Source organism: Chlamydophila parapsittaci (genome assembly GCF_006385615.1).
Taxonomy (GTDB): domain Bacteria; phylum Chlamydiota; class Chlamydiia; order Chlamydiales; family Chlamydiaceae; genus Chlamydia; species Chlamydia psittaci.
The window spans coordinates 1,110,568-1,134,694 of the sequence record NZ_CP041038.1; the positions used below are offsets into that span (position 1 = coordinate 1,110,568).

The following is a 24,127-nucleotide window of genomic DNA, read 5'->3' on the forward strand; positions in this document are numbered from 1 at the left end:
AGGCTTTTTAGAGTACTCGAAAGACTAGAGCAAATCGGCTAAAATATTAACTTTACTTAGCCGATTGTAAAGTCTTTTAAACAAAAGACTGAGGAGAATCTAAACTTGAAGAATTAGTTCTTACTGCCTCCACATAGGCATTCCATAGCTCAACGCTAACGATACCATTGCGGATAGAACGAATAAGCTCTCTTTTTAAAGAGGGGAGAGGTTTTTTTGGGCTAAACCGTGCTAAAAGATCTTTATCTCCTACTTGTCTCGCTAATTCTAAAACGCGTTCTATGTCAGTCTTAGTAAAGTTAATAAAGTCTCTGCGCTTTTTAGAGCCTCTAGGAGCTCGAGGTTTTGGATTAATGGCTCGTGGTGAATCAGATTCTAAAATAAATGTTTTTAGCATTTTTAGAAATTGCTCGGGGGCGGCGCTTTTCATTTTTTTTAATGTAAAATGGTGCATATAGCCACCACTTGGTCCTGGAAGATAGCGACATAAATCGTTTTCTTTATCCCCGCAGACCTTTCTAATAGCTTTTGAGATCAGTTTTTCTATTTCTTCATTTATATTCGACTGTTCTACGGCCATGAAACCCACCTTGATAACTTGCTAAATCTTCATAAAAATTAATCGATGTTTACTTTACAAATTTTATAAGAAAGAATTTGGCATACTTTCGATTTAACGTTTAGAAAAATAAAATTAAAGTTCTGTTTATTTAGAGACGTAATTTATCTTCGATTTTGCTTTTTTTCGCAATGTTATTTTCCTGGAAAAGATCGTTTTGTTTCATAAATAACTTTAAAAGAAACAATCATAAGGACAAGAAGTCTTTAGCTGTAACATTTACTTCCTATAATTAAAAGCCTTTTCATTCTCATGAAACATATTTTATTTCTTTTATAAAACCTTCGTAAGAAGAGAAGAAGCGTTTTTCTGATTTCTTTTCGTTGTTCCTCTTATTAATTCTTCGGATTATTCTAAATAAATAACGAGATTTTTTTCTGCATTTTATATACCTTATGCCTTTCATTGTTCTGACTTTATTAAATTTCTGAAAATAATCTTCCGAAAAGGAGGGATATGTTGTTGGCACGTATGATCAAAAGAGTAAAACTGTTAATCTGCTTAGTTTTAGTTTTTATTGTTTCCGGGTGCTCTTCTTCTAAGGTGCGAAATGATGATAATAAGATTTATGTATTGTCTATGAATCGGATGATACATGATTGCGTGGCTAGAATTGTAGGAGATAAGCTTTGTCCGATTGTTTTAATCGATGGATCAATAGATCCCCATGCATATGAGATGGTTAAAGGTGACGAAGATAAAATGGCTATGAGCCGATTGATTTTTTGTAATGGCCTGGGATTAGAACATACAGCAAGCTTACGCAAACATTTGGAAGGGAATCCTAAGGCTGTAAGTATTGGGTCGCGCTTACTATCTAACGGAGCATTCGTTCCTTTAGAGGAAGATGGTTTTTATGATCCCCATATTTGGACAGATATGAGCATTTGGGTGGAAGGAGCTAAAGAGGTGACCAAAGCTTTAATTAGTGAATTCCCGGAGTATGAACAAGAGTTCACTTCCAATTCTAAAGAGTTGGTAGAAGAAATGTTGGAGCTAGATGCTTGGGCTAAGCGTTGTTTATTGACAGTACCTGAAGAATCAAGATATTTAGTTTCTGGTCATAACGCATTCAGCTACTTCGCAAGGCGTTACTTAGCAACACCAGAAGAAGTTGCAAGTAATGTTTGGAGTAAGAGATGTATTTCTCCTGAGGGTATATCTCCTGAAGCTCAAATTAGCATTCGGGATATTATGCTCGTTGTAGATTACATTCATGAGCATAATGTTACTGTTATGTTCCCTGAAGATACCTTGAATCAAGACGCACTTAAAAAAATCGCTTCGTGTTTGAGGAAGGGATACAACATCCGATTAGCGGATCGTCCGTTATATAGCGATAATGTCAAACATAATTACTTGGATACTTTTAAGCACAATGTTTGCACAATTACTGAAGAGTTAGGAGGAACTGTTTCTTGAATAGACAACATGAAATTGCTTGGTCAGTTCATAACCTATGTGTGAACTATGATCATTCTGATGTTTTATGTCATGTTTCCTTCCTATTAAGGAAGGGAACATTGACGGCAGTTTTAGGACCTAATGGTGCTGGGAAAAGCACGTTATTAAAAGCTTCTCTTGGGCTGATTCGTCCTTCCACCGGTCATACTTTGTTTTTTGGAAATAAGTTTAAAAAAGTACATCAACGTGTTGCTTATATGCCTCAAAGAGCAAGTGTGGACTGGGATTTTCCTATGACAGTTCTAGATCTAGTGCTTATGGGGTGCTATGGCTACAAAGGCATGTGGGGAAGAATTACAGCGGATGACCGTAAGGAAGCGTACAATATTTTAGAGAGGGTAGGTTTATCTGCTTTAGCAAATCGGCAAATAGGGAAGCTTTCGGGAGGTCAGCAACAGAGAGCGTTCTTAGCCCGAGCTCTTATGCAAAAAGCAGATCTTTATCTCATGGATGAATTATTTTCTGCTATAGACATGGCTTCATATCAGACTGTGGTAGACGTTCTGCGGGAGCTGCAAGAACAAGGACGCACGGTTGTTGTCGTTCACCATGATCTTAGTCATGTGCGTCAATTATTCGACCATATCATATTGTTGAATAAACATCTTATTTGTTCCGGACCGGTTGAAGAGTGTTTGACGAATAAAAACATTTTTCAAGCTTATGGTTGTGAGTTAGAACTATTGGATCGCACTCTTAAATTATCTAGAGGGAAGCAACAAGGAACGTATTAGATGCTCAATTGCATTTTTATCGACTCTATTTTTTTATCAAGCTTTTTAGCAGTTACTTTGATTTGCATGACAACGGCTTTATGGGGGACGCTTCTACTTGTAGGTAGGCAGCCCCTTTTAAGTGAGAGTCTCTCTCATGCTTCTTATCCAGGATTGCTTTTAGGGGCTTTATTAAGTTGCAAAGTCTCTTTTTTTACGGATTCTATACTGTTAGTTATTATTTTCGGCTGTCTTGCGGCTATTTCCGGTTATGGGATTATAGTCTTTTTAGAAAAAACTCTGAGGGTGCATAAAGATGCCTCTTTATGTTTTGTTCTCGTTGTTTTTTTTGGCCTAGGCGTTATTTTGACAAGCTATGTCAAAGATAGCTGTCCTTTGTTATATAATCGTATTAATGCGTATTTATATGGTCAGGCAGCTACTTTAGGTTATGTAGAGGCTAAACTCGCAGCTTTTGTCTTTCTTCTATCCATAACGACGTTATGGTGGTGGTATCGTCAGATTATCGTGACCATTTTTGACAAAGATTATGCTTCTACTTGTGGTTTGAGTACGCGTGTTTCTGGAAGCGTTATTCTAATATTTATTTCTTTAGTTATTGTCAGCGGTGTGCGTTCCGTGGGTATCATATTGATTTCTTCCATGTTCGTAGCGCCTCCTCTAGCAGCTCGTCAATTGTCTGATAGATTAAATATTATTTTTCTTCTTTCTTGTTTATTTGGAGGGATATGCGGAGCTCTTGGAAGTTACATTTCAGTAGCTTTCACTTGCCATGTTTCAGGACATGGGGGTGTGATTACTTTCCCTACAGGCCCTCTTGTTGTTGTGATATCAGGATGTTTAACTTTGCTTTGTTTAATCTTCTCTCCTAAATCTGGGTGGGTAACTCGATATATACGGAGAAAATACTTTGCATTTTCCAAGAACCAAGAGCATTTACTCAAAGTATTTTGGTACTTGTTAGAAGATCAGATTCCGGAAGTGGGAGCACGGGATTTTGTTTGTTCTCACAAATACCAAGAATATTTCGGTCCCAAGCCTTTCCCTAGGTTGAGAATTTGGTTGCTTGAATGTCAGGGTTTGGTAAAGTGTCGAGATTATCGTTGGAGTCTGAGCAGTAAGGGAAAGAATAGAGCAAAAAAATTAGTACGAGCTCACAGATTGTGGGAATGCTATCTTGTACGCTCTTTAGAGTTTAAAGAAGAAGAGGTGCATGGGTTTGCGGAAGAAATGGAGCATGTCCTAACAGATGAATTGGATTATGCCATTACAGAAATATTGGATAACCCTCATTATGATCCCCACGATAAGATAATTCCAGAAAAACCGCAGACTATGGAGGAGCTATGATAGGAGTGTTTTCCCCATATCATGGGGTATCTTTTTTGCAATTTCTCGAGGTCTTTTTTTCAAGAACTTTCTCTGGAGAGCTATTTCGGGGCCATTTATTTATCGATGACATTCAGGTTATCATATTTTTAGCCATTGCTCTTTCAGGAGCGTTTGTCGGTACCTTTTTAGTGTTGAAGAAGATGGCGATGTATGCGAATGCTGTTTCTCATACAGTATTATTTGGACTTGTGAGTATTTGTTTATTTACGCACCAGTTAACAGCATTATCGTTAGGAACTCTTACCCTAGCTTCAGTTTCAACTGCTTTGCTTACAGGTTTTCTTATTTATTTTATAAGAAATATTTTTCGTGTCTCAGAAGAAGCAAGTACCGCCTTGGTATTTTCTTTGTTGTTTTCAATGAGTTTGCTTCTTTTAGTATTTTTAACACGTAATGCTCACATAGGCACAGAACTTATTTTAGGTAATGCAGATTCTTTAACTCGAGGTGATATTTTCCCTGTATATACAATCCTTTGCATTAATCTGCTTGTTTCTTTGGTTGGATTTCGTAGTTTCGTTTGTGTTTCTTTTGATTCTGTATTCTCCTTTTCTTTAGGGATTCCTGTGAAAATCATAGACTATGTGATTATTTTGCAATTGTCCGCGAGTTTGGTAGGAGCGTTTAAAGCTGTTGGAGTTTTAATGGCTCTAGCATTTTTATTAATTCCAGGGCTCATAGCTAAAGTTTTTGTTTCTTCCGTACGTGGGATGCTCGTTTGGTCTTTGATTTTTGGAGCTTTGACTGCAGTACTTGCTCCTGCTTGTTCTAGAGCGATTTTAACATCTTACGGTGTAGGATTGTCGACGTCTGGTATTGCGGTTTTTATACTAATGGCTTTCTATGTTGTCGTTTGTTTATTTCATTATGGCAAGAAGCTGGTTTATAAAAAGTTTTATTCAAAAGATAGTAAGAATACAGAATTGACAACTCTCTAACCTAAGAGTTATGATTTTTTTAATTTGTTAAGGTTACTATTTGAAACATTTAGCTATTTTTGGATCCACGGGAAGTGTAGGACAGCAGGCTTTAGCAATCATTCGCTCGCTTCCTCATTTGTTCAATGTGGTTGCTCTTGCTTCATACGGTAATAAGAGAGATCTATTTTTTGAACAAATTCGAGAATTTTCTCCTTCTATAGTTTCTGTATACGATGAACAGCTATATTTTGAAATTCGCAAGGAGTTCCCTAAAGTTCAAGTATTTCTTGGTGAAGAAGGATTGCTAGCTGCTGCTACAGCTAACGAAATAGACACTATTGTTGCTGCATCTTCGGGGATAGTCGCTTTACCTGCAATTGTTGCTGCTATGAAGTTAGGGAAAACCCTAGCATTAGCCAATAAAGAAGTTTTGGTTTCTGCAGGAGAAATCATTAACAAATTTGCTAAGCAATATCAAACTAGGATTTTGCCAATAGATAGTGAGCACAATGCTTTATATCAATGTTTAGAAGGGAGAGATACCTCGGAAGTCAGAAAGTTGTTTTTAACAGCTTCTGGAGGTCCTTTATTATACAAATCTAAAGAAGAATTAACCCGTGTAACTATTCAGGACGTATTGAAGCATCCTATATGGAATATGGGGGCTAAGATTACCGTAGATTCTTCAACATTGGTAAATAAAGGCTTAGAAATAATTGAGGCGTATTGGTTATTTGGATTAGAACATGCAGAGATAGATGCTGTAATTCATCCTCAAAGTTTAATTCATGGTATGGTAGAGTTTGAGGACGGAACGGTGCTTTCTGTAATGAATCCTCCCAGTATGCTTTTCCCCATACAACATGTATTAACAACCCCGAAACGCTGTCCAGCACCTCATAAAGGAATGGATTTTTCTATCAAACACACATTAGAATTCTTTCCTATAGATGAGGAGCGTTTCCCAAGCATTGCTTTGGCGAGACAAGTATTAAAAGATAAAGGATCCTTAGGACCATTTTTTAATGCTGCTAACGAGATCTTAGTTCAAAGATTTTTGAAAAAAGAAATTGCTTGGTGCGATATTCTAGATAAGCTAACAAGACTTATGAAAAATCATAGAGTTTCTTCGTGCACCTCGTTAGATGATGTCTTTTCTGTTGATAAAGAAGCTCGAGCCCTTGCTCAAGAGATATAACCTGGTACGTATATGACAATAATATATTTCATTCTCGCAGCCCTTGCTTTGGGGGTTTTAGTATTGGTTCATGAATTGGGTCATTTACTGGCAGCCAAGTCTGTAGGTATGGCTGTGGAGAGTTTTAGTATTGGTTTTGGCCCAACCTTATATAAAAAGAAGATTGGCAATATAGAGTATCGTATAGGTATTTTCCCATTTGGGGGGTATGTCCGAATTAAGGGCATGGACAAAAGAGAAAAAGGTGTAGATGTAGACCCTGATTCGGTTTATGACATACCTCAAGGTTTTTTCAGTAAATCTCCATGGAAAAGAATCTTCGTCCTTGCTGCTGGTCCTATAGCGAATGTTTTATTAGCTTTTGTAGCTTTTGGCGCCTTATATATTTCTGGAGGGAGAGATAAAGCATATTCTGAGTATTCTCGTATTGTTGGTTGGGTAAATCCTATTTTAAAAGAGAAAGGTTTAGCTCTTGGGGATGAGATTCTTACGTGCAATGGCAAGCCTTATTACTCAGATAAAGACGCGATTACTTCAGCTTTATTAGACGGGCGTTTGTCATTTACGGGAGTGCACCCTGGATATCTTTCGGAAACTTCTAAGGATTTTTCCTTCAATACAGAATTCGATGTTAATAAAAATGGTATTCCTCTAGCAGGAGCGAGTTATCTTTTATATCGTCATCAGGAGCCTATTTCAAAGGAATCTCCTCTATATTCAGCGAATATACTTCCAGGTGATCGCTTAGTATGGATGGATGGGCAAATACTGTTTTCTCCAATGCAAGTTTCACAGATACTGAATGAGGCTTATGCTTTTGTTAAGGTTTCTCGTCACAATAGGGAATTCTCAGTACGTATTCCTAGACTATTAGTTAGTACATTGTACCTTTCTCCTTATGTAAGGAATGAACTTATCGATAATCAGTATGAAGCTGGGATTAAGGGGAAATGGTCTTCTTTATATACTTTACCCTACGTGATTAATAGCTACGGCTATGTAGAAGGGGAATTACAACCCATAGATCCAGAGTCACCGTTTCCTTTTATGGAAGAAAAACTGGAGTTGGGGGATCGTATTATTGCTATCGATGGTACTCCCGTTAGTGGAAGCACGGACATTTTGCGTTTAGTGCAGAATCATAAGGTATCTATTATTGTTCAGAAAATGACTCCTGAGCAATTAGAGGATGTGGATTCCTCTCTTGCGGATAAGCGGTTTATTCATTCCTACAATGCTCAAGACTTATTAGCGATTATTAATTCTATAGGAAGCGCTCACGAAGTACGTGAAGCGGGACAATATCGGTTATTGCCTCCCGTTCATCCTAAACCTTGGGTTAGCATTTATTCCGATGATCTTTTGAATAAGCGTCGTGAAATGGCGAAGAGATTCAAGAATCAAGATCAGCAGCGTTACTATCTCGAGAGAATAGAACTGGAAAAACAAAGGTTATCTTTAGGGATTCCTTTAAGGGATATGACTGTGAAGTATAATCCTAGGCCGGATGTTTTAATTGCGAATATTTCTAAGGATAGTCTGCGTACTATGAAAGCCTTAGTTGTAGGCCGACTAAATCCTCAATGGTTATCAGGACCTGTAGGGATTGTTCATATGTTACATAAGGGCTGGTCGTTAGGAATTTCAGAAGCTTTGTTTTGGATAGGGCTAGTAAGTATCAATCTCGCTGTTTTGAATCTTCTTCCGATTCCTGTATTAGATGGAGGTTATATTGTACTTTGTCTATGGGAAATGATCACAAGACGGCGTTTGAGTATGAAACTTATTGAGAGGATGTTAATTCCATTTTCTTTATTATTAATAGCCTTCTTTATTTTCCTAACGTTTCAGGATTTGTTTCGCTTTTTTGCTGTGAGCTAGGTTTCCAGCTTTTGGGAAATCCATAAAGGTTATAAGGATGAGAGCCAAAACAATGGATAATATAAATATCCTTGTTTTTGCTTGTATTCAACCTAGAACTTTTTTGTTTATCTTCCTTTACCTGGAGTTCTATTTCCTCTGGAACTTGTTCTATAGCTGTGCTTTTGCTTCCATATTTTAGAAATTCTCTCATTAGGAAAATAGATTTCTTATTTGTGATGATATAGGTATGGTTGGTGTTAATTACATAGCCTTTATGTGGGGTGTCTAAGCGAGTCTCTACAGTGCACACTTTTCCGTCATTTTCGCATTCTAAACGGAAAGGCAGAAACTTACTGCGTTTATTTCCACTAAGTACAAGAACTTCTACAGTTGAAGGGAGTTTACCCACATCAAGCATTTTTCTTGGGCAGTAGGTGAGTAACTGCCTACCTAATTTACCTCCAAAAATGAACTGTACAATGGCTAAGGATCGGTAACGTCTTGCTAATGTCGACCCGGCATTTGGAGGGGCCATCAGTATAGCTTTCCCGCACTTTGCTTCTTGAGGGCAATCTGGTTTTGCCAGGGCTACTCGCACAATAACGCCTCCTATAGAATGCGTCACAAAGTTAATAGGGACTCCTGGCTTGAGTTCTGCAATCTTTTTAATTAGTTTAACAAGATGATCAGCATGTTGTTCTAATGTGAATTTGCGAGTTTCATAGTTCCAGATAAATACATCGTAATTTTCTTTTTCTAAGACATTACCAATAGGTTTTAATGACCTGTAAGATCTTAAAAATGCGTGAACGCAGATTACGGATTCTTTTTGTTGAGATGTTTCTCTTATTCCACCAATTCCTGAAGGAAGTGTTTGAATTATAGAGGTATCCGCTAAAATAGACGTTCCAGATATTAGAAATAGTAAAATTAATAATAATTTATTCATTTGCACACCGATATAATTATTTTAATAAGTTTTTTATTAAAAACCAGCGTGTTTAATTAAGTCATTTTAAAAAATGATCAAGTTATTAATTATTAATTAATAAAAAATCACTCTTTAATAATCGCATGCGAATGAATAGAGATTTGTGCTTGATTAACTGAAAATATCCTATGAGTTTCGGATAATGTTTGATGAGGGAGGGTTGTTGAGGTTATTAGGGTTTGCCCGAGAGAAGGCGCTAGTCCTAATAATTGTGAGATTCTCTGATTGTCTAATCCTGCATGGATATCATCCATACAGGATAAGGGATATACGTTGTGTATGCTTTTTATGTAGAGAGATTCTGCAAGTTTAAGAACAGCAAGTAGGCTCTGTTTTTGTCCTTCACTAGAAAATTGTGCTACAGGAAGATCATTAATCATCAAAGTAAAGTCTTCACGATGAGGACCTACTGAAGTATTTCCTAATTCTAAATCACGATGTAAAGAAGCTGAGAGTTGTTTATGCAGTTCATTTTTAACAGCTTCTTGAGAAATCTTACATTGTTTAATTAAAGGACTTTTAAACTTTATAAATAAGCGTTCTGATAGAGAATTATTCCATAGTTCTTGAATGAGTTGATTGAGTTGTGTGCAGCAAGTGTATCGACTAAGGCATAGATAGGATCCTAAAGTGGCAAGTTGTTCATCCCAAACGGATAATGTAGAGGTTTGCTTAGTTTTCAGTAGGGTATTTCTTTGTAATAGAGCTCGGTGATAATAGGACAAAGAGTGTTTATATTGTGGATCACACTGCGATAAAAGTAAGTTAAGAAATAATCTTCGATCTGAAGGAGATCCAGAAATTAAGCAACGATCTTTTGCAGAGAACAGGACTATAGGTATCATGCCTATCAATTGTGATAGGGTTTTTATAGGAGATTGATCGCAAAAGATTTTTTTCCCCTGTTTGTCTACATAGGTAGAAAGCGTGTGGGGAACGCCATCTTTCTCGAAGGTCATTTCTAAAAAGAAATACGAAGAGCCAAAAAAAATGGCTTCTGTAAGATGAGAAGTACGGAACGATCTACCTAGAGATAATACATACAGAGCTTCAATAAGATTCGTCTTTCCCTGAGCATTTTCTCCAAAAATATAATTTATATTTGGGGAGAAAGAAACCTCAGCTTCTTTATAGTTTCTAAAGTTCTTAAGGCGTAAGGAAAGAATATTCATTAATCATCATGCAATCTCATAGGCATAATAACGAATAGGCTACGTGTGGAATCTGTAATAATTCCAGGATTGTAAGAGTCAGAAATACCTAGTCGAACTAACTCATCCTTACTATGTTTCAAAATATCCAGGAAGAAGAAAGGATTGAACGCAATTTCTAATAATTCTCCAGAATAGTTTACTGCCATACTCACTTTGCCCTCGCCCACTTTTGTACAGTTTGCTGTTAGGGTGAGTTCTCCAGGGGTAAAGGTGAATTTTACAGAGTGTGAAGATTCGTTAGTAAATAGAGCGACTTGTTTTAATAAGGTGATAAGCTCTTCTCTGTGAAGATCTAGTAAAACACTACTTTCTGTGGAAATAACAGGAGAGAAGTCAGGAAATTCTCCAGAAAGTAATTTAGTAATTAGCAATGTGTTGCCGCACTCTACAGCAATTTTTGCCTGATCTAAGAAAATAGAAGCTTCGGAATCTTCAGAACAGAGCTTAATGATTTCTTCAACAGCTTTAATAGGGATAATATAATCTCCAGTAAAGCTTTTATCTAAAGAGACTTCGATATCAGTTTTTGCTAGGCGTTTCCCGTCAGTACCAACTACAGTAGCAGTACCGTTAGCAATAGTTAATAAAACCCCTGTAAGAACATAACGGCTTTCTTCTCGAGAAACAGCGAATGATGTGCGTTGTAACATTTCTTTTAGCTGTTCTGCAGGGAGAGTAAATCTTACGGAATTTTGGATATCGGGAAGCATAGGAAAGTCCTCTTTCCCCATACTAAGTAAACGGAAACACGAAGAACCCGAGGTGATTTTGGCCATTTCTCCTGTAGTTGCCGAGATCTCGAGATTCGCCTCTGTTAACTCCTTTACTAATTGGAAAAATCTTTTAGAAGGAATAGAGATAGCCCCAGACTCATAAACTTTTGCTTGAGCTACACAACGAGTACTTACTGTAAGGTCTGTAGCGGTGAAAACAAGCTCGTCATTGCATGTTTCAATAAGTACGTGGGTGAGCACAGGGATAGGAGTGTTTTGAGGAACAACACTTTGGATTTTTTTTATAAGATTTCCTAACTCATTTCGGGATACGACGAACTTCATATTTTCCTACAACTGTAAGTCATTAAATCTAATCTTGCCCCTAGAGGATAGGGGGCCTTTCAGGATCTCATTGAGAGATCTTCCTGGGATAAAGCAGGATATTACTATAAAGTGATTTTATGGTCTTCTAGATATTTGCTCGGATTTTTCTAGGGTAGGGACTTGTTAAGTTCAGGAAAGAAAATTGTTTTTTTTGTTATACTTTCCTCCAACTGTCTAGGTTGGGTAATGGTAAAATTATGGCCAGTAAGGAAATTGTCTCTAACCGTAAAGCCTTACATAATTACGAGGTTTTGGAATCTTTAGAAGCTGGGATTGTCCTGACCGGAACGGAAATCAAGTCGTTGCGTGATCACGGTGGAAATCTGGGTGATGCCTATGTGACTATTTCTAAAGGTGAGGCGTGGTTATTGAATGCCAGCATCGCTCCATACCGTTTTGGGAATATCTATAATCATGAAGAACGAAGAAAGCGTAAACTTCTTCTTCATAGATACGAGATTCACAAATTAGAAGTTAAAGTTGCTCAAAAAGGGGTAACAATTATTCCTCTTGGGATGTTTCTTTCTCGTGGTTACGTAAAAGTTCGTTTAGGTTGTTGCCGTGGTAAAAAATCTCATGATAAACGACAAACAATCATAGCAAGAGAGAAAGAAAGAGAAATAGCATCCGCTATGAAGCGTTATCGTTAATAAAGGCTTGGATATTATTTTCTTCTGCCCAAGCTAAAGCTTCTTTTTTTGTTGCAAATGTCATCAGTACTGTGGCCATGGCATCAGCATACGCACAACTAGGGTGAATAACAGTAGCCGAGATTATGGGGTAGTCATGTAGTTCTAGGGGCTTCCCTGTATGAGGATCTAGAATGTGTGTGTAAATTTTACCGTTTACAGACCATTGCTGGTAGTAGTTTCCGCTTGTAGCGACAGCTGCATTATGGATTTCTAGGATTTGTGGGGTTGCTGAAGACGCTATACGCCACGGTCGTCCGTTAGGGTGGCCTCCAGAAGTTTTGATTTCCCCTCCCCATTCTACATAGTTATTCTTACAAAAACGTAGACAGGTTTCTAGTAGACAATCTACGGCAAAACCTTTTACAGCGCCGCAAAGATCTAGTTGTACATCAGGATGTTTTTTGGTGATGGTTTTGTTGGTTAAGTCTAAGGTAATGTGTTTCCAACCGACATTTTTATAGTAGGATTTCCAAGTTTGTTCGTTAGGAAGAGAGTGTTGTTTAAGATGAAGTAACCAGAGATTTTTCAGCGGGCCAAGGGTGGGATCAAATCTTCCTCCGGATATGTGGTAAAATCTATCGATTTCTTTTAAGAATACAAACAACTCGTTAGACAGGGGGATCGCTACCCCGGCAGGAGACCGGTTGATTTTCGAGAGTTCTGACTCGCTATTCCAGTTATTATACACAGTATCAATTACCTTAAAGACTGCATCGATTTCATTTTTTAATTCAGCAGTCTCCTGGCGTGTTAGGTGTTGTCCTACAATAATACGGTAGGGCATGGTCATTCTCTCCCCTTCAAAAGAGGTGAGAGGTGGCGAACATCCTTGAAAGATGTACGATAAAAGAACTATGAGGAGAATTTTTGGTAACTTTCCCATGTGTTTTTCATTAGCATAGCAACAGTCATTGGTCCCACGCCTCCAGGGACAGGAGAGATTGCCTTGCATTTGGTAACAACATTATTGAAATCGACATCTCCCACTAGTGTATAACCTTTAGCATTATTTGCTGTGACTCGTGATGTACCGACATCGATAATAACAGTATTGGAAGAGACCATACTTTCTTTAATAAATAGGGGAACGCCGACAGCAGCAATAATGATATCTGCTGTTTTTAAAATTTCTGTAAGGTTTTGTGATTGGCTATGAAGTAAAGTTACCGTAGCATTCGTTGAAGGATGTTTCTGCATTAACATAGCAGCAAGCGGCTTACCTACAATATTGCTTCTCCCAACAACGGCAACATGACGCCCAAGAAGAGGAATTTCATAGTAGTGGAGTAGCTCAATAATTCCTGCAGGGGTACAAGGAGCGAATCCTCCAAGCTGTCCGAGTAGAAGCTTTCCCATATTTATTGGATGAAGGCCATCTACATCTTTCTCAGGAGAAATTGCTTGGATAATGGCATTACTATCTAAATGTTTAGGTAAAGGTATTTGTACTAAGATACCATGAATCGTAGGATCGTGGTTTAATCTTTCAATGAGTTTAAGAATATCGGTTAAGGTGGCATCAGAAGGCAATCTATGTGCTTTAGACACCATGCCTAAATCCGCAGCCTTTTTCACTTTCATTCCGACGTAAACCTCGGACGCTGGATCATTACCGATCAGTACTACAGCGAGGCCTGGTGGCGTTGAGCTATTGGCGATTTCTTGTTTGATTTTTTCTAAGACCCGCTCGGCAACGGGTGTACCTTTTAATAACATGAGCGACTCCTTAAGAAGCCCCTCATCTTAAAGATTCCTTGAGTTATTGTACACGGTAGTAGGTAAATTATTCCGCTATAGAGGAAATCTATCGTGAAGGCATGTTTCACATCTACTAGAAGAGAGGAGAAGTTCCAGAGAATTTTATAGTTAAAGAAGGCGAGTGTCGGATAGGAAAAGCAGGAGAATACCAAAGCGAACATAGAATGAATAATTGGTATCGATAACCACCTATCTTTCAGGAAGATGGTATGCATTTTGTGAAGAAGAGAGGAGGTAATCACATATAGAAATGCATGAATTCCAAATAGATAAGAGGAACCTATGTCGCAAAATAGACCGATAATCAGTGCGTGGATTAAGACCTTTTCTTTCGATAGTCTATAGAAATTCGCTACAAGATAGGGACCAAAGAAAATGGGGCATAAGTGTGGGGTGTATTGAGGACATAGAAAAAAACTCAATATAGAGAGGAATAAACACTGAAGAGATATTAACCGGTCCATAAGTCGCTATAGAGTGGGTTACTAACATTCATAACAAGATTCGAAATTATTGGCTTTTACTTTCTTAATATTTTCTTTATTATTCTTATTTGTTTTTCGAACATCTTGCTAATTAATGCCCTTAGTTAATTTTAATTTAATTAATTTGTTTAATAAAATTTTTCTAACTAAAATTAATTTATAGGTAAGATTAGAAAATTATTATTTCTATGAGTGGGACAAAGAAGAAAAGAAACCGACGAGATTTGTCTCGAGTGATTCAGAAAAAGACAGAGAAGCTTCTGAATAGACCTAAAAAATTGAAAGAAAAGAAATCCAAGTTCCTTATTTCCAAAGACCAAGAGCAGCTTCGTCATCGTGCAGAAGAGTATGATACTTTAGTACGTTCCCTATTAGATAGGCAATCTCATGATGCTAATCATGTTTTAATTTTTAACTATCAGGATGGTTTCGTTTTTACTGATATGAATAATTTTGGAAGGTATTCTATAAAGCTATAAGACTGAATATCAAAAGCTAATAAAAACTTGCAGAACGGGACAAACCCGTGATAAAGGATAGGGTGGCCTGGGCTAATTTATGCGCTCCAGAAGCTGTAGCAATATTAAGATCTCCACAATTTTAATATTGCTAGACAGTTTGGTAAGTACTACCTACCTGGAACGATAGCGATGCACTTTCTTGCATCTACCCGCTCTTTCCCCTTTTCTTTATTCGTTAGGTTTTTTCGCAAGGTGGGTAACACCTTGCGTTTTTTTTCTTTTAATTTCTCCCTAAGTTCTTTTTTTTGAATTAATTATTTTTTATTTTAAAATTAAAGCATAACTAATGGGTGTTTTTTTTAATTCTGAGAACAAATTATGGCAATTTCTGGAAACAGCAGTATTTCTCCTCCAGGCCCTGATAAATGGGATCCTGCCATTATGGGGAAGCAGCCTGAGTCGTTATCAGGACCCAAGGAATCTATCTTTTCCGAAACCAAGGAAGCCTCTGTTAAGAAGCAGGAGGCTATGATCCAATCTGGGGCTAGTGCAAATTATGAGACAGAATTGCAGATCAATGAGGGAAAGTATCGAAAAGCTCTAGAACAGGCTTCATCTTCCCCTAAGTCAAAATTAAGAGGGGCTTTTTCTAAAGTTCGTGCGAGTGTTCAAGGTTTTCTTTCTGGTTTTGGTACGAGAGCTTCTAGAATTTCTGCGCGTAGAGCAGAAGCAGATGGAGAGGGGAGGTCTATGCTTCCCAGTGATATGGAGATGGTCAGTAAGAAAGGGAACCGCATTTCACCGGAGATGCAAGGGTTTTACCTTGATGCATCGGGAATAAGTGACTCTTCATCAGACATTTCTATGCTTTCACTAGAATCGTTACGCTCTACATCATTATCTTCACTGTCGGCTCCAAGAGATGATATTAGTGCTTCAGAAACCTCTGCTGTAGTTTCTTTCGGGGCATTTCATACAGCGAGAACATCAGTAACGGAATCTACGGTGAACGCTTGGACAATAAATCGTTTGGGCGGAGAGATGATCAGCACCTTATTAGATCCAAATATAGAGACTTCGTCTTTGTTACGTAGAGCATCTTCGGTTGGTAATGAAGGGATTATTGATTTATCAGATTTAGAGAATCGTAGTTTGAGTACAGATACGAGGGCCGAAGGTTCAAAAAATACCAAAATTATTGATTCAGGTCGTGATGCAGGAAGAGTTGAAGATCTCGATTTAGAGGGATCGGGGATTTTAGAGACTTCAGCTAAAGAAGCTGAGAAGAAAGAAAGTCGTGAGGATCTTTTGAAGGATCAGCTTGCTTTAGCAAAAATGATGGAAAGCCTACTTTCTTCAGGTGTTCCCTCTTCTGTTTATGTGCCTTTTGTTACCTCTTGGTCTGATGGAAGCACAAGTTTTCCCCCTCCAAAATTTTCTGGAACAGTTGCACAGAGTTATAACAATAAATCCGAGCATGTTCCTATGGGCATCTCTAAAAATCAAGGGCATATGGATTTTTCTTCCATAGAGCGATCTAGAAATATTGTAGAAACTTCTTCATTATCAATAGATCATAGTGAAAGTCATTACCGTTTCCCTAGGAATCCTTTTCCCGAGGATTATATTCCCAACTTGAGTAAGGATGGAACTGCGAATTTTTCTGCTTTATCCAATACTGAGGCAGTATTTTTACCTATTCCAGAGGAAAATTCCTTTCCAAGATATGAAGCGTCGGCAGAATTAACGGGATATGACACGATAAGTTCCGCGTATTTATTCCCTGCGCATCAGGGAATGTCTTTATTAGCACCTTTGCCACGTTCTTTATCTGAATATAAACACCAAATAGAAAAGCGCAAAGGTCCTGGAGCACCTCCAGATCCTTTAATTTATCAATACCGTAACGTAGCTATAGATCCGCCGCTAATTTTTCGTGCTCCGCAACCTTTTGCTTCTTCATCCCGTCTTGGGGTGCAAGGAAAACCCGAAGCTGCTTCTGTTCATGATGATGGAGGAGGATCGGGGGGAGGCTTTTCAGGGCAAAATCAAGATAATCGGCGTTTTTCCAATAAAGATGAAAAACGTAAACCTACGGATATAGATTCGGGAGATTAAAATGCGCATAATACCCTTTGATCCTTATGGTGCATTTCCTCCTCAGGGAGCACAGAAAGATCCGCACAGCAATATACCATTGAATCAGAAGATTTCTGATGAAATCGCTAAGAATGAAGCTATGCGTTTGGCTTTGTTAGCTATTGCTGATAAAGAAAAAGAGGAAAAAAAGAGAAAACATCGTTTTAAAATACTCAATCGTAAACAAGCAAAAGTTCTGTTATCTCAATTATGCAATGTAGATTTAGACTTTAAGAGCTTGAAAAATGCAGGTTCCGAAGAAAAGGACGAAGAAGTTAGTGCAAAGTCTTTTGACATATCTGGTAGTAAAAAACCGATAAAAATAGGGGCATCAGCAGCTCAAGCGATTGCTAATGCCGCAGAAGCCTGGGTTATTGCTCGCAATAGAGGTGTGTTGGATATGGCTTCTCTATTGTTCTGGAGTAAAGATGAAAGTAGTTAAGCTGCACGCTGTTCTTTAGGTAGTTTAATTATCTCTACTTCTTTATCACGAATCGGTGGATAGGATAAGGCGCTTTGTTTTTCTAAGTCTTCCCAGATTCTATTAAGTTTATTCAATTGTTTCTTTGTAAGATTATCAAGAATCAGCATATCTTCTGTATTGCTGCAAAACCCAGACATCGACCAGTTTACAGACCCTGTGATTAGAATGTTTTGATCTATAATAGCAAACTTATGGTGTAGGCGATGACGTGTTGTTTTTGTATATAGTTTTAATTTAGAGTCTATTAATGCCTGTAGTTGCGTTATCGATAGTTTCGCAAAATCTTTATCAACTAAGATTTTCACATCAACACCACGTTTTTGTGCTTCATTGAGCTCTTCAAAAATCGGGGGATAGGTTAAGGCAAACATGGCTACACGTATTGTTTTTTTCGCAGTTCTTAGCGTTTGTAATACCGCTGATAAAGCTTTCCCGTGATCTCCAGGTAAGGAAAAGTATTGTATTTTCTGTCCTTGAATAACACACTCTCCTGAAGATTCGTTTTTGATATGCTGACAAAGTTCTTTACTCTTTAATCCAATGATAAGGTTACTATCTTCAAGAAATGATACACGGGTATAGTTTGCTGAACCTAACCAGGCATATTTGTCATCTATAGCCAGAGATTTTTTATGCATCAGTTTTCTTTCTACGCTCGGGTGATTAACTAAGGAGACATGTGCGTTTTGGGGGAATTCTTCAACATTTTTCATTTTTTCATAGTGAATCACAACCTTGCGTTGAGATTTAGCTTGATTCGCAAGACTTTTCATAATTTCAGGAGAAGTAAGACGATAAATACGAAGAAATAAACTTTCTTTTGTGGAATCGATAGCATCGCATAGCACTTGAAGAGAGTTATCCCCACACTGTTTTGAATAAATTACAGGTTCACGCAAAGCAAGGAATGTTTGGAAAGTATCAGGAGGTTGAGACTTTGCAAGGACTCCAAACAATAAAATAGTGCCTAAAGTTAAAGCGATTTTTAATTTCGATTTTGTTTTCTTTTGCATAGATGTAATTAGATTTAGTTTGTTTTTTTAATTTTTTAATAAAAGTTGTATCAAAAAAAATCACTCTTTTTAAAGAAAACTTAATAAAAATTAGAAAAAGTAAATTAGATAGGCATTTCGGGAAAATATTCCCTCCAACGATAGGAAACTTTTTTCATCGTTTTCTCATCAGCTTCAACTTCTTTAGGATAGTGGGACTTCATCATTGAGTTCAGAAGGATAGGGAAAGTGTAGTTTGGTCTGTGATTAGTGATCTTATTGAAACGTACATGCAGGTCTGTAGCAGGAGCTGCGCGTGTAAATATCTTCCATAAAAAGCTTTTAGGGCTGGCTAGTGTTTCTTGTAGATTCTCTGTAAGCACAACAAAGGGCCAGGATTGTAAGTTTTGGTTATGCAGCAGTTCATCTATAGAGAATGGTTCTGGGGAAGTTTCTAGAACGAGACATCCAGCACAGAAAGTTCCTATATCTGTAATATGAGGAATAGAGGTTCCACGATACCTATGCGGGAGATCACGAATTTCTTCTCCTATTCCCATGAAAATTGCTTTAGAACCTTTGTTCAGTGCAGGTCCTGTATAGTCTAGAGTATCGTTCGCTGTTTCTGAAAAGATAATCAAATCCCGTGCAGGAACCATGCGAGATAACAGGACTTCAAGGAATTTCGGGAAGTTCTCAAGGTCTACATGGTGATCTGTAACCATAAGGAATTTCGTTAAGGACAACTGTCCTTCTCCAAGGATCCTTAAAGCAGTGGTCAGAGATTCTTTCCAATACCGCTCCTTAACGACAGCAGCTGTTATTGCGTGAAATCCAGCTTCACCATAGCTTTTTAACTGGCGAACTCCTGGCATGACTATTGGAAATAGTGGGGATAGGTATTCCTGAAGCTTATTTCCTAGATAGAAATCTTCTTGATAGGGTTTACCAACAATTGTCGCGGGATAAATAGCATTTTTTCTGTGGTAGATGTTTTTACATTTAAAAATTGGGAAATCGTGTTGGAGGCTATAATAGCCGAAATGATCTCCGAAGGGACCCTCGGGCCTGCGTTCACCACAAATACCCTCACCGGTTAAGATGAACTCAGAGTCGTAAAGTAGGGGGTGGCGAGTTTCAGGATCTTTTTTATAGAGTAATTTTGATTCTTGTAAAAATGTACAAAAGAGTAATTCGGAGACATTCTCTGGCAAGGGTGCTATGGCAGAAAGTATTAAAAAGGGGTTGCCTGATAGAAATACGGTAACTGGAAGATTTTCCTTTTTCATCTCTGCTTCATGAAAATGCATCCCTCCGCCTTTTTGGATTTGGAAATGCAAACCCAAAGTATTTTTATCGAATCTTTGCATTCGATACATTCCTAAATTCGGTACTTTAGAACTAGGAGACTCGGTATAGACTAGAGGAAGAGTGAGAAAAGCCCCGCCATCTTCAGGCCAGCTTGTAAGCATAGGCAATTGATGTAAATCAACAGAAGACATCTTATGATGAGGTAGCTTAGAGAAACATGGCTTACGCAAGCCTACAGATAAACCACGCAACAACAGCCGACGTTTTTCCCATAATTGAGATAACTTAGGCGGGGAAGAGAGCAAATGAATAACTTGAGATATTATATCGTTAGGAACTCTGGAAAAGATCAGGTCGACACGTTTCTGGGTCCCAAATAGATTTGTAAGAACGGGAAAAGAGGACCCTTGGACATTATGGAATAAAAGAGCTGGACCTTGGTTTTGAATAACCCTACGATGAATTTCAGGGAGCTCTAAATAAGGATCTACTGGAGCAAAGATGTCTATAAGATCATGATGTGAACGTAAAAGGGAAACAAAGTGTCTTAACGAAGACATGGCTATTCCCCTTTATTTGTAAAGATCACAGACCTTTGCTTTTAGCTCTTGCTATTACTTTTTCTAAGCCAAGCTTGTCGATAAGGCGCAAGGCAGAAGCTGAAATCTTAAGTTTAAGAAATTTATTTTCTTCGGTAGACCAAAGTCTCTTGGTAACCATATTAGGGAAGAAACGACGTGGAGTTTTCCCCGTAACTTTTAGACCGATTCCTTTTTTCTTTTTTGCAATACCTCGGATGGTGTAGCTATTGCCACGGCGAGGTCTTTTCCCAGTAAGTGGACACTTTCTTGACATGATTTCCCTACATTAACTTCGTCGTTATCGCAAGAATAAGACATATATAATTGAAAAGAATCTATGTTAGACATTTTCTGATATATCCGAAAGATTTTTTCTTCAAAAAATTTTAATTATAGCGATTTAATAAGAAAATCTTGATTTCACTTAGAATAGTAAAATTCGTTGTTTAAAGATCAGCAAATATTTCGGAGAGATGCGCATTGAACGCATCATGAGTGACTATTTCTTCCATGGAAGGCTTGATTCTATATACCCAATTATTTTTTGATACTGTTCCCGGTATATTTATGCGTTCGTATTTTAGATTGTCAGATACTAAATCAGGGCAAAGTGCGAGGTAGTCGTTAATTAAGTTAATATGAAAAATAGATGATGTTTTGTGAGAAACTTTTAGGATATGTTTTTGATCTTCCTCAGAGAGGACAGGAGTAAAAGGTATTCCTAAAAATTTTGCAAATTTTCGAGCTTCTTTCGGGGCATGTCGCCACCAAAGAGCAAGTGTATCCGAATCATGTGTGGATAATGAAGTCACTGATAGAGGGGAGTATTGATCTAAGGGAATGAAACTCCCATCACCTTCCCAATTGCGTTCCCACCGAGGAATGCGTGTGCCGCATATGCCTAGTTTTAACAAGGTGTGTTTTATATCAGAAGGCACGCTTCCTAAATCTTCTCCTATAGGGAGCATGCGGGATGCGCGTAGTATGTGCTTCAGTATGTCTGTGCCTTGGCGAAGATATTCACTCGCATCTTCTGGTTGAAACTTTCCATTTCCTGAAGAGTCCCACACCCATAGACGAAAGAATCCTACGATATGATCAAGCCTGTATAGAGAGTAGAAATTCTCAGCGTAGCGGAGACGTGCTTTCCACCAGGTGTAATTATCTTGGGCTAAATTGTGCATATGATAAACGGGAAGGTGCCAATTCTGCCCTTCAATATTGTAAATATCGGGAGGAGCGCCTGCCGATCCTGATGAGGAAAAGAATTGTCTATAGTACCAAACGTCACAACTATCCTTACTAATGAGAATAGGAAGATCGCCTTTAAGTAGAATCTGATGATCATCAGCATAGGATTTTACTTGAGACATTTGCTGAAAGCACAGGAATTGGAGATAGGAGAAAAACTCGCATTCTTTTTGGAATTGTTTCTCAAATTTTGAGAAGTTTGTCCTATCCGTATAGGCTTTTGCCCAGTTATTTATTGGAGCTCCTTTGAGATAGGATTTTATAGAACGGAATACTGTATAGGGACGTAGCCAATATTTTTCTTTTTCACAAAAGATCAGAAATTCTTCATCTTTTAAAGCACCGATTTTTACTACGTATTGATAGTAGTCTTGAAGAAATTCCCATTTTGCAACTTTGACTTGTGGGTAGTGCACATAAGGAAGTTGAGATAGTGCTTGCATTGTCTTTAACTTAGACTGAGCATGGGGAATAGACTGAACGTGGGGAAGGCTTGCTAAGGAAAGATAAAGAGGATTGAGAGCGACTGAAGATATGCTGTTGTAAGGGCTACTATCTTCACCGCTATCGTTAATAGGAAGAATCTGTATGATCTGTAACTTATGTTTTTGGCACCAAGAAATCAGAGGAAGGAAATCTAAGAATTCGCCAATGCCACAGCTATTTTTGGTATGTAGAGAAAATAACGGAACACAAATTCCATGCTTGGGCATGGTGCCTAAAGGTTTCCAGTTGTGCTTAGCTGGAGAGTCTTGAATATAGCGTAAAGCTTTAGAAAATGGCGTCATAAATCATACGAGCGTACATGTGTAGACCCATGTACCGTTATAAATGATACATGCCTAGGACATGTAGATCAGGAAGATTGCCTGTTTCTAAAGCTGCTATCCAAATTTTTGCATGCATTGAAAAAAGGTTTAAGTAGTGGAAGAGCTTCTCTCCATTTAGATAATTCATATTTAAAACGTCGGATAAATAAAGCTGTTGTGAAATCTCTCCATAACCAAGTATGCCTTTAATATTCGATTGTGGGGAAGCATTTACAGAAAGAGCAGCTTTGAAAATACGCTCGCGGAATACATTTTCTGGTAGAGTCCCAAGGATTGTGCCTACAGCAATGTTTCCCGAAGTACTATCTTCTTCGAGTTGTACAGGAACTTGAGTAGCACTAAAGCGAATTAAACACGCATGGTTTTTATCAGGAACTAAGGATGTGTTTAATTTTGTACCTAGAGATTCCAAAAGTTGTTCAAACTGATTTTGCATGGTAATCCGTAAAAATTAAGACCAAGGATAAGGTTTGGGGAAGTCTGTAGATTTTGGGTAATCTTCGTTATGGGTATTCACAGAATCTAAGGCATTCGCCATCATAGTACCTAATTCTTGACGTTTTTCTGCTGAAGAAAATAATCGCGCTGAAGTTCCTCTTAAGGCAGTAAAGAAAAGATTAAGTATCCCAGTAATAGCTTCAGTATCATTACCGACAAGATCCCGAACTCCTCGTTCCATTTTTGAAGCTGTAGCGAATTTATCGTTGATTAACTTAAAGAAGGTATCAGCAACTTTATCAAATTTGAGATCTTCGGGGATAGACACTCCATCAGCTTTTAATGATGCCATAACATTAGGGAATTTATCCTGGAAAAAACTATAACCCGTAATTACAGCTTGAAGATTGCGAGTTTCTGACATCATCACCTGTAACTTTATGGGGGAAACAGAAGATCCTTCTGATTTTAAATCTGCAGACATCCCCTTAAGAATAAAGGAAGATACAGTCCCCATTTCCTCATAGTTGTAGCGTGTCTGCAACATCTGAAGTAATTGCTCACATGTATGAAAATCTGAGGTCACTTGAAGATAGAGAGAACGCAATCCTGGAGCAGATGTTTGTAAAATATTTGCATACTCTTGCGAGGCAAATAGAATATTTTTACCACCAACAACAGCTTGGCGATTCTGTTGCATGTGAGTTTGTTGTGCTTTGATTAAAGAGTTTTTTAAAGCCCCTTTAGACGCTGGTGTTGTTTGAACTAGGTAATCTAAGGCAATACCTTGAAGGGCAGGATCAGAAAACTTAGATTTTACAAGATCTAAGATGTCTTCTTCAGAAGAATCATCATGTAAAGAATCTCGGATACTGCGTAAATCTTGGCCTGAAATTTCTGCATTGTTTTCGGTATATTTATCAGCAAGATCTGCATCAGATTTATCGCCAGTACTTTCAGATTTTTTTTCTGTTTGCGCAGCACCTTTTCTTCTGGATTCTAAGGTTTGAAATTTCTCTTCTTTCTTCCTAGTGCGCGTTGCTGCCTGAGGATTCGTTAAATCCTGAGAATCCCGAATCATGCTGATGTCAGATTGCTCTTGACTCGCTACAACTTCTTGGGCATCAGCTTTTGCTGCTGCAGCTTGTACTTGTGCAACATCAACAGCTTGTGCACCACCTAAGCCTCCGGCTCCTCCAGATGCTGCCAT

General features: G+C 38.0%; 23 protein-coding genes. 10 read left to right on the plus strand and 13 right to left on the minus strand.

What is annotated here, in order from left to right; genetic code table 11:
* Window positions 1–76 precede the first annotated feature (76 nt).
* Window positions 77–580 carry a DNA binding protein DdbA gene (gene ddbA, locus FI836_RS04935; RefSeq protein ID WP_006343114.1) on the minus strand — a complete coding sequence of 168 codons (504 nt, stop codon included), beginning with the start codon at window positions 578–580 and terminating at the stop codon, window positions 77–79.
* Between the two features lie 495 nt (window positions 581–1,075).
* Between ddbA and FI836_RS04940 the strand changes: the two genes are divergently transcribed.
* The 6 genes from FI836_RS04940 to FI836_RS04965 are packed head-to-tail and all read left to right on the plus strand — an operon-like array spanning window position 1,076 to window position 8,208.
* Complete coding sequence (locus FI836_RS04940; protein ID WP_006343115.1) at window positions 1,076–2,041, plus strand: metal ABC transporter solute-binding protein, Zn/Mn family; 966 nt, start codon at window positions 1,076–1,078, stop codon at window positions 2,039–2,041.
* Window positions 2,038–2,817 (plus strand): metal ABC transporter ATP-binding protein, encoded by a 780-nt coding sequence (locus FI836_RS04945; RefSeq protein ID WP_006343116.1) that lies wholly within the window; start codon window positions 2,038–2,040, stop codon window positions 2,815–2,817. Before FI836_RS04940 ends, FI836_RS04945 begins: the two co-directional genes overlap by 4 nt.
* The gene (locus tag FI836_RS04950; RefSeq protein WP_006343117.1) at window positions 2,818–4,167 is read left to right on the plus strand and encodes a metal ABC transporter permease; all 1,350 of its coding nucleotides are present in this window, start codon (window positions 2,818–2,820) and stop codon (window positions 4,165–4,167) included. It abuts the gene before it with no gap.
* Window positions 4,164–5,147: a metal ABC transporter permease gene (locus tag FI836_RS04955; protein ID WP_006343118.1), complete on the plus strand. Its 984-nt coding sequence runs from the start codon at window positions 4,164–4,166 to the stop codon at window positions 5,145–5,147. Before FI836_RS04950 ends, FI836_RS04955 begins: the two co-directional genes overlap by 4 nt.
* A gap of 40 nt (window positions 5,148–5,187) precedes the next feature.
* The gene (gene dxr / locus FI836_RS04960) at window positions 5,188–6,327 is read left to right on the plus strand and encodes a 1-deoxy-D-xylulose-5-phosphate reductoisomerase (protein ID WP_006343119.1); all 1,140 of its coding nucleotides are present in this window, start codon (window positions 5,188–5,190) and stop codon (window positions 6,325–6,327) included.
* A 12-nt stretch (window positions 6,328–6,339) separates the two neighbouring features.
* The gene (locus FI836_RS04965) at window positions 6,340–8,208 is read left to right on the plus strand and encodes a site-2 protease family protein (protein ID WP_013462657.1); all 1,869 of its coding nucleotides are present in this window, start codon (window positions 6,340–6,342) and stop codon (window positions 8,206–8,208) included.
* On the opposite strand, the gene FI836_RS04970 is transcribed toward FI836_RS04965, so the two are convergent.
* From FI836_RS04970 to dnaN, 3 genes are all read right to left on the minus strand, one after another.
* Window positions 8,159–9,139 carry an esterase/lipase family protein gene (locus FI836_RS04970; RefSeq protein WP_006343121.1) on the minus strand — a complete coding sequence of 327 codons (981 nt, stop codon included), beginning with the start codon at window positions 9,137–9,139 and terminating at the stop codon, window positions 8,159–8,161. The genes FI836_RS04965 and FI836_RS04970 overlap by 50 nt on opposite strands.
* Before the next feature lie 107 nt (window positions 9,140–9,246).
* Window positions 9,247–10,353, minus strand: coding sequence for a DNA replication/repair protein RecF (gene recF, locus FI836_RS04975; protein WP_014943817.1), 1,107 nt, complete (start codon window positions 10,351–10,353; stop codon window positions 9,247–9,249).
* Window positions 10,353–11,453, minus strand: coding sequence for a DNA polymerase III subunit beta (dnaN, locus tag FI836_RS04980; RefSeq protein ID WP_006343123.1), 1,101 nt, complete (start codon window positions 11,451–11,453; stop codon window positions 10,353–10,355). Before dnaN ends, recF begins: the two co-directional genes overlap by 1 nt.
* A gap of 239 nt (window positions 11,454–11,692) precedes the next feature.
* Here dnaN and smpB point away from each other — a divergent pair, with 239 nt between their 5' ends.
* The gene (smpB, locus tag FI836_RS04985) at window positions 11,693–12,145 is read left to right on the plus strand and encodes an SsrA-binding protein SmpB (RefSeq protein WP_006343124.1); all 453 of its coding nucleotides are present in this window, start codon (window positions 11,693–11,695) and stop codon (window positions 12,143–12,145) included.
* On the opposite strand, the gene FI836_RS04990 is transcribed toward smpB, so the two are convergent.
* The 3 genes from FI836_RS04990 to mreD are packed head-to-tail and all read right to left on the minus strand — an operon-like array spanning window position 12,126 to window position 14,409.
* Window positions 12,126–13,070, minus strand: a complete 945-nt coding sequence (locus FI836_RS04990; RefSeq protein WP_013462659.1) for an FAD:protein FMN transferase — start codon at window positions 13,068–13,070, stop codon at window positions 12,126–12,128. The genes smpB and FI836_RS04990 overlap by 20 nt on opposite strands.
* Window positions 13,040–13,903, minus strand: a complete 864-nt coding sequence (gene folD, locus FI836_RS04995) for a bifunctional methylenetetrahydrofolate dehydrogenase/methenyltetrahydrofolate cyclohydrolase FolD (RefSeq protein WP_006343126.1) — start codon at window positions 13,901–13,903, stop codon at window positions 13,040–13,042. Before folD ends, FI836_RS04990 begins: the two co-directional genes overlap by 31 nt.
* Complete coding sequence (mreD, locus tag FI836_RS05000) at window positions 13,894–14,409, minus strand: rod shape-determining protein MreD (RefSeq protein ID WP_006343127.1); 516 nt, start codon at window positions 14,407–14,409, stop codon at window positions 13,894–13,896. The genes folD and mreD overlap by 10 nt, the downstream gene beginning before the upstream one ends.
* Window positions 14,410–14,618: 209 nt before the next feature.
* On the opposite strand from mreD, the gene ltuB reads away from it, so the two are divergent.
* From ltuB to FI836_RS05015, 3 genes are all read left to right on the plus strand, one after another.
* Entirely contained in the window at window positions 14,619–14,909 is a 291-nt protein-coding gene (gene ltuB, locus FI836_RS05005; protein ID WP_013462660.1) for a late transcription unit protein LtuB, read from the plus strand.
* A 360-nt stretch (window positions 14,910–15,269) separates the two neighbouring features.
* The gene (locus FI836_RS05010; RefSeq protein ID WP_006343129.1) at window positions 15,270–17,009 is read left to right on the plus strand and encodes a hypothetical protein; all 1,740 of its coding nucleotides are present in this window, start codon (window positions 15,270–15,272) and stop codon (window positions 17,007–17,009) included.
* A gap of 1 nt (window position 17,010) precedes the next feature.
* Window positions 17,011–17,472 carry a hypothetical protein gene (locus FI836_RS05015; RefSeq protein WP_006343130.1) on the plus strand — a complete coding sequence of 154 codons (462 nt, stop codon included), beginning with the start codon at window positions 17,011–17,013 and terminating at the stop codon, window positions 17,470–17,472.
* Here the strand turns inward: FI836_RS05015 and FI836_RS05020 are convergent.
* From FI836_RS05020 to sctW, 6 genes are all read right to left on the minus strand, one after another.
* Complete coding sequence (locus FI836_RS05020; RefSeq protein WP_006343131.1) at window positions 17,469–18,527, minus strand: phospholipase D-like domain-containing protein; 1,059 nt, start codon at window positions 18,525–18,527, stop codon at window positions 17,469–17,471. The two genes, FI836_RS05015 and FI836_RS05020, sit on opposite strands and share 4 nt — an antisense overlap.
* Window positions 18,528–18,631: 104 nt before the next feature.
* Window positions 18,632–20,377: a menaquinone biosynthesis decarboxylase gene (locus tag FI836_RS05025; protein ID WP_014943819.1), complete on the minus strand. Its 1,746-nt coding sequence runs from the start codon at window positions 20,375–20,377 to the stop codon at window positions 18,632–18,634.
* A gap of 25 nt (window positions 20,378–20,402) precedes the next feature.
* Window positions 20,403–20,672, minus strand: coding sequence for a 50S ribosomal protein L28 (gene rpmB, locus FI836_RS05030; RefSeq protein WP_006343133.1), 270 nt, complete (start codon window positions 20,670–20,672; stop codon window positions 20,403–20,405).
* A gap of 172 nt (window positions 20,673–20,844) precedes the next feature.
* On the minus strand, window positions 20,845–22,437 hold the full coding sequence (locus tag FI836_RS05035) for a 4-alpha-glucanotransferase (protein WP_139934589.1): 1,593 nt from the start codon (window positions 22,435–22,437) through the stop codon (window positions 20,845–20,847).
* 37 nt (window positions 22,438–22,474) lie between these two features.
* Window positions 22,475–22,915 carry a CesT family type III secretion system chaperone gene (locus FI836_RS05040; RefSeq protein ID WP_006343135.1) on the minus strand — a complete coding sequence of 147 codons (441 nt, stop codon included), beginning with the start codon at window positions 22,913–22,915 and terminating at the stop codon, window positions 22,475–22,477.
* Window positions 22,916–22,930: 15 nt separating this feature from the next.
* Window positions 22,931–24,127, minus strand: coding sequence for a type III secretion system gatekeeper subunit SctW (sctW, locus tag FI836_RS05045; protein WP_014943820.1), 1,197 nt, complete (start codon window positions 24,125–24,127; stop codon window positions 22,931–22,933).